At 70.3% G+C, this 5,785-nt stretch carries 9 protein-coding genes and 1 pseudogene; 7 read left to right on the plus strand and 3 right to left on the minus strand.

Features of this window, described 5'->3' with window-relative positions:
• The 7 genes from AB0C29_RS30395 to AB0C29_RS30425 form a co-directional block, all read left to right on the plus strand.
• A partial coding sequence (locus tag AB0C29_RS30395) for a CheB methylesterase domain-containing protein (RefSeq protein WP_360827260.1) occupies positions 1–571 on the plus strand: 571 nt, incomplete at its 5' end.
• A complete protein-coding gene (locus AB0C29_RS30400; RefSeq protein ID WP_360545791.1) occupies positions 568–1,413 on the plus strand; it encodes a protein-glutamate O-methyltransferase CheR in 846 nt (281 codons plus the stop codon). The genes AB0C29_RS30395 and AB0C29_RS30400, both read left to right, overlap by 4 nt.
• A 15-nt stretch (positions 1,414–1,428) precedes the next feature.
• Positions 1,429–1,806 carry a response regulator gene (locus tag AB0C29_RS30405; RefSeq protein ID WP_246595167.1) on the plus strand — a complete coding sequence of 126 codons (378 nt, stop codon included), beginning with the start codon at positions 1,429–1,431 and terminating at the stop codon, positions 1,804–1,806.
• The gene (locus tag AB0C29_RS30410; RefSeq protein ID WP_360827262.1) at positions 1,803–2,279 is read left to right on the plus strand and encodes a chemotaxis protein CheX; all 477 of its coding nucleotides are present in this window, start codon (positions 1,803–1,805) and stop codon (positions 2,277–2,279) included. Before AB0C29_RS30405 ends, AB0C29_RS30410 begins: the two co-directional genes overlap by 4 nt.
• Positions 2,276–2,638 (plus strand): response regulator, encoded by a 363-nt coding sequence (locus AB0C29_RS30415; protein ID WP_360827264.1) that lies wholly within the window; start codon positions 2,276–2,278, stop codon positions 2,636–2,638. Before AB0C29_RS30410 ends, AB0C29_RS30415 begins: the two co-directional genes overlap by 4 nt.
• Before the next feature lie 7 nt (positions 2,639–2,645).
• Positions 2,646–3,131: a hypothetical protein gene (locus tag AB0C29_RS30420; protein ID WP_360827266.1), complete on the plus strand. Its 486-nt coding sequence runs from the start codon at positions 2,646–2,648 to the stop codon at positions 3,129–3,131.
• A 161-nt stretch (positions 3,132–3,292) separates the two neighbouring features.
• Positions 3,293–3,646: a DNA glycosylase AlkZ-like family protein gene (locus AB0C29_RS30425; RefSeq protein ID WP_360827268.1), complete on the plus strand. Its 354-nt coding sequence runs from the start codon at positions 3,293–3,295 to the stop codon at positions 3,644–3,646.
• Here AB0C29_RS30425 and AB0C29_RS30430 read toward each other — a convergent pair.
• From AB0C29_RS30430 to AB0C29_RS30440, 3 genes and pseudogenes are all read right to left on the minus strand, one after another.
• Positions 3,599–4,648, minus strand: coding sequence for a sulfotransferase (locus AB0C29_RS30430; protein WP_360827271.1), 1,050 nt, complete (start codon positions 4,646–4,648; stop codon positions 3,599–3,601). The genes AB0C29_RS30425 and AB0C29_RS30430 overlap by 48 nt on opposite strands.
• A 71-nt stretch (positions 4,649–4,719) precedes the next feature.
• Complete coding sequence (locus AB0C29_RS30435) at positions 4,720–4,977, minus strand: hypothetical protein (protein ID WP_360545779.1); 258 nt, start codon at positions 4,975–4,977, stop codon at positions 4,720–4,722.
• A gap of 3 nt (positions 4,978–4,980) precedes the next feature.
• Positions 4,981–5,785, minus strand: a pseudogene (locus AB0C29_RS30440) (hypothetical protein); the annotation flags it as partial.

Here is a 5,785-nt window from a genome sequence, read left to right on the forward strand (position 1 = left end):
CGGCCCGGACGCGCTCACCAAGGTGCTGCAGGCGCTGCCCGCCGACCTGCCGGTGCCGATCGTGGTCACCCAGCACATGCCGCCGGTCTTCACCCGGATGTTCGCCGAGCGCCTCGACCGCAGCACCTCGCTGCGGGTCGTCGAGGCGGGCGACGGCATGGAGCTCGCACCCGGCACCGTCTACATCGCTCCCGGCGACAAGCACCTGGTGCTGCAACGCCGGAGCACCGCGACGCTGACCCAGCTCAGTGGCGCGCCGCCGGAGAACTCGTGCCGTCCGGCGGTCGATGTGATGTTCCGTTCGGTGGCCGCGCTCTTCGGAGCCTCGGCGTTCGCCACGGTGCTGACCGGCATGGGATACGACGGACGGGGTGGTGCGAAGGTGCTGCGTGAGGCAGGTGCCGAAGTCCTGGCGCAGGACGAGGCCAGTTCCGTGGTCTGGGGCATGCCCGGTGCTGTGGTCGGGGCGGGGCTGGCGGACGAGATCCTGCCGCTGGACCGGATCGCGGCCGCACTGATCCAGCGGGTCCAGACCGGTCGCGTCGCGCGTCCGACGGCGGTGACCCGATGACCCTTTCGGCAGCCGATTTCTCGTTCGTCTCGGCCCTGGTCCGCCGGGAGGCAGCCATCGTGCTGGCCCCGGGCAAGGAGTATCTGGTCGAGGCGCGGCTGATCCCGGTGGCCCGGCAGGTGGGCGCGGCCAGTGTGGCCGAGTTCCTGGCCAACCTGCAGCGCCGGCCCAACCCGGCCGACCAGCGCCGGATCATCGACGCGCTGACCACCAACGAGACCTCGTGGTTCCGGGACCGGGAGCCGTTCTCCGCGCTGACCGACGTGGTGCTGCCCGAGCTGGTCCGCACCCGGGGGACGAACCGCAAGCTGCGGCTGTGGTCGGCGGCCAGCTCCAGCGGTCAGGAGGCGTACAGCCTCGCGATCACGTTGCAGGAGAACCTGCCGGCGGGGTGGTCGTACGAGATCATGGGCAGTGACATCTCCACCGAGATGATCAAGCGGGCCGAGGCCGCCGAGTACAGCCAGGTCGAGGTCAACCGGGGGCTGCCCGCGACCCAGCTGGTCCAGTACTTCGAGCGGGCCGGCGCGCACTGGCGGGTGACCCCGGGGCTGCGGCGCAACGTGTCGTTCAAGCTCATGAACCTCACCGCGCCGCTGCCGGCGTTGCCGCCGTTCGACGTGATCTTCCTGCGCAACGTGCTCATCTACTTCGACGTCGCGACGAAGAAGTCGGTGCTGCGCAACGTCGCCCGGCTGCTGCGTCCGGACGGCTGGCTGTTCCTCGGCGCTGCCGAGACCACGATCGGCATCGACGACAACTACGAACGGGTGGCGGCCGGCCGGACCTCTGCCTACCGAGTGCGGAGCGCGGTGCCGGCCGGTACCGCGAGGAAGGGGTGAGCTGCGGTGCGTGCCATGGTGATCGACGATTCCCGGGCGATGCGGATGATTCTCAAGCGCATCGTCGCCAAGCTGAACTTCGAGGCGGTCGAGGCCGGTGACGGCCAGGAGGCCCTCGATCTGCTGGCCACGATGACCGAGGTGCCGGAGCTGGCCCTCATCGACTGGAACATGCCCAACATGAACGGGCTCGAGTTCGTGACGAAGGTGCGCGCCGAACCCCGGTTGCGGGAGATGACGCTGGTCATGGTCACGACCGAGAGCGAGCAGAGCCAGATCGTCCGGGCCCTGGCCGCGGGCGCCCACGAATACGTGATCAAGCCCTTCACCGAGGGCGCGATGATCGAAAAACTGGCCCTGCTGGGCCTCGTTCCGACCGGAGCTAACTCATGAGCGAACCTGTGGTGACCGAGGGAGACCTCGCCGAGATGGTGGAGCAGGTGTGGGTGTCGTACCTCGATCCTGAGGGGGTCAGCCCGCTGGTGGTGCACGGCGACATGAAACAGCCGTCGGATGTGCACTCGACGGTCTCCATCACCGGCAACTGGCACGGCCACCTGGTCTACGCCTCGTCGCGGGACGCGGCCAAGAAGGCCGCCGCGGCGTTCCTGGCCATGGAGGCGGACGAGGTCGGCCAGGAGGACATCTCGGACGTGCTGGGCGAGCTCGCGAACATCGTCGGCGGCAACGTCAAGGCGATGCTGCCCGCCGGCTGCTTCCTCTCGCTGCCGACCGTGGTGCTGGCGCCCGACACTGCTTCGTACTACCCGGCGGCCGAGCGGATCAGCGGCCTCTACGGCGTCTGGGACGGCGAGCCGGTTTCCATCTCGATGTGGCAGAGCGTGAAGCAGGAGGCAAGCGCATGAAGATCCTGATCGCGGACGACAGCCGGGTGATGCGCCAGATCGTCACCCGGACCCTGCGGCAGGCCGGTTTCGGCGATCACGACCTGGTCGAGGCGGCCGACGGGCAGCAGGCCGTGGACATGGCGGTCGCCGAGAAGCCGGATCTGGTGATCTCGGACTGGAACATGCCGGAGATGACCGGCATCGAGGTGCTGCGGCAGCTGCGGGCGGCCGGCAACAACGTGAAGTTCGGTTTCGTGACCTCGGAGTGCACGCCCGAGATGATGCAGGCGGCGGAATCCGCCGGTTCGGCTTTCTTCATCGTCAAGCCGTTCACTGCGGAACGTTTTGACGAGGTCTTCTCTCCTATTTTGGGATGATATAGCTATGTCTGACACCTCGGTTATCCCCGTCGCCCTCACCGTTCGTAATCTCTTCGAGGACCTGCTCGGCCGCGACGTCAACGTCTCGCCGGGTGATCCCATGACCGCCGCGGACCTGCCCACCGCCGTGATCGCCGTCTACGCGGACACGTCGCAGCAGCTCTACGCGGTGCTCGGCATGCAGCTGTCGCTGGCGGCCAACGCGGGCGCCGCCCTGGGCCTGCTCCCGGCCGGCGCCGCGGAGGACAGCATCGAGGAGAAGAAGCTCTTCCCGAACCTGGCCGAGAACGTCTTCGAGCTGTGCAACGTGCTGACCAGCCTGCTCAACCGCGAGGGCGCCCCGCACGTGAAGCTCTACCAGGTGATCTACCCGGGCATGGACATCCCGAACGACGCCCGCGCGCACCTGCTGGCCCTGGGCAAGCGCCTGGACCTGACCGTCGAGGTGGCCCGCTACGGCAAGGGAAAGTTGTCGCTCTCGGTCGTCTAGGCAGCGGCGCGGGGATCCACTCGCTCGGCACTCACGAGCAGATCCCCGCGCCCGCAACGGTCAGTCCCTGACCTGGAGCATCTCGCCGGGTTGCCGGGCCAGGACCCGGAACTGCCCTACTTCGGTCTGTGGAACCGGATCGACGGGTTCGCGCTCGGGACATGCAGGCTTGGAGCGGCATGACCCGGCTGCGCGAGGTCTTCGCGGCGCTACGCCCGCGGCTGCGCGCCTTTCACGATGACTCCGGCGTCGAGCTTTTCGACCTGCCGGACGCGCCGCGCCCGGGCCGGCCGTGCCGGCACCCGTACGGTTCGCCCGGCCTCGACAGTGTGCTGTTCGGTCACGCCGACCGTTCCCGCATCGTGGCCGCCGAGCGGCGTCCGTACCTGGTGCCGGACGCCGCGCTGACGGTCGACGGAATGGTGCGGGGCCTGTGGAAGATCAGGGCCGGTGAAGGTGCCGACCTGTCACGGCTGGCCGGCGTCGACCCGGCCGTTCGTCTCGTACGGCTCTGACGCGATCCGCTGCGTCAGCGTCATCCCCGGTACGTACGCCAGCCCCCGGCCGGGGCGCAGCCGGCTCGCGGCCCGGCTCAGACCACGCCGGGCCGGGATCAGCCGTTGCGGAGCCGCGGTCCAGCCGTAGCGCAGCAGCTCGGCCGGGGCCGGACGGATCGTGCCGGACAGCTCGTATCCACTGGCCACGAGCCGGGAGCCCAGCGCCGCCTCGCACAGGGCGATCTCCTCCGGGTCGAGCCGGGTCTGCCAGCTCTGCACCCGCTGGGTGGTCACCGGTGCGTGGGTCAGCGCGTGCCAGGTCTTGAACGAGGGCACCGCCACCTGTGCCACCGCGGACGGCTCGGCCATCGCCGGGTGGTACTCCTCGCCCAGGTACGCGCACATCGCGGCGAGCCGGCCGTGCGGATCGGCCACCAGGTCCTCGTAGCGCACCTCGTGCCACTGCCGCGGTCCCAGGCGCCGGGCGGCCCGGCGGGCATCGTCGACGGCCCGGGCCCATGCCGCGACCGTCGCGTAGATGTCCTTGCGGTGCCAGGACATCTCCTTGAGCGAGGCCACGCAGTCCCGGCCGTCGCGGACGATGTTGATGAACTGCGCGTCCGGGAAGAGCCGCAGCAGGATGTCGATGTTGTGCAGGTAGGCCGGTCGCTTGTCGCCCCAGCGCGGTTTGCCGAAGCGGGCCGCGTACTGCTGGAAGACCGTGCCCAGCGCGGAGCCGAGCGTGCCCGGCCCGGCGGTGATCCGGTCCACCACGTCCTCGGCGTCGAGGCCGAGGTCGCAGAAGCGGGTCTCCTGGTGGTCGACGATCCGGCGGGCCAGGGCGCGCCGGTTGGCCGGCACCGACAGGTCGCCGAAGTCGCGGCGCTCGCGATAGACGCCGAGCACGAACCGGGTCTCGGGCGGGATCGCGATGCGGGGGTGGGCGTGCAGCATGAGCTGCAGCATCGTGGTGCCCGAGCGCGGGCAGCCGACGACGATGACCGGGCGGTCAGCGGGCACAGTTCACCTCCGGTGGGCAGTCGAGCACCGGAGGTAACATATGCTAACAAAAGGGAATTGTTAACGAACTGTCAAGGCGTGTCGTGAATCCCCGCAGAGCCTGACGAATCGGGCGCCCCCGGGGTCGGCGTCGTGGGGGTGCCCGGCTCCTCCGTCCTGCCGTACCCGGCGGTGACGAAACGCAGGCCGGCGAGCAGGACCGCGGCGATCGGCACGGCGATGAGGAAGCGGATCAGCACCTGGCTGATGTCGACCTCGTCGGTGAGATAGCGGTACAGCGCCGGTGCGCTCATCAGCAGCGCGAACAGCAGGACGGAGGGACGGATCACGGACTACCTGCCCCGGGCGGGCCGCCGCGGGAGAGCGGCCATCGGCACCACGTCCGCGGCGATCCGGGCGCACAGCATCGCGGCCCAGGCGTGCGGAGTGGCGGGCTTGCCGTCCAGCGAGACGATCGGCAGGTCCAGGCCCAGCACGGTGGCCGGGTCCGAGGTGATGTCGACGCTGTGCACGACCAGCGCCTCCACCTCACCGAGCGTCCGCAGGTGCCGGGCCGTGTCGGCGGTCTTGCGGGTCGCGTCCACGACCGCCCACACCGCCGTGGCGCCCAGCGCGTCGCACATGTCGCTGACCCAGATCGGGTCCGTCCCGCCGACCGGTGCGTCGACCACCACGATCCAGGCGTGGTCGGCGCTCTGCAGCCGCTCCGCCTTGCCCGCGGCGGCCGGCGGGTCACCGAGCACCCGCGAGGAGTGCATGCCGGTGCCGGCCGCGGTGGGCCCGCCCAGCATCAGGTGCGCCTGGTCGATCCCGGCCTGCTCGCAGAGCTTGCGGCCGATCGGCAGGGCGTGGTCCAGATCCCCGCAGAGCACCAGGATCTCGCCGGGTGCGTCCGGCACGGGCGGTGCGCCGGGCCGCGACGCCAGCACGCTGAGCACCCCGGCGTACGTGTCCCCGCCGACGATCTGCGCCGCCATCTCCTCCGGCATACCGACCTTCATCAGGTTCAGCTGCACCGGATCGCCCTGGAACTGCCGCAGCACCGCCGGCGGCTGAGCCGTCGTCGTCGCGTGCAGAGTCGGCGCCGGTGCGGTCGCCGGCACCCCCAGCCCGAGCCCGGCCAGCGTCTCGGCCAGC

It is taken from the genome of Actinoplanes sp. NPDC048791 (assembly GCF_040650095.1).
Lineage (GTDB): Bacteria > Actinomycetota > Actinomycetes > Mycobacteriales > Micromonosporaceae > Actinoplanes.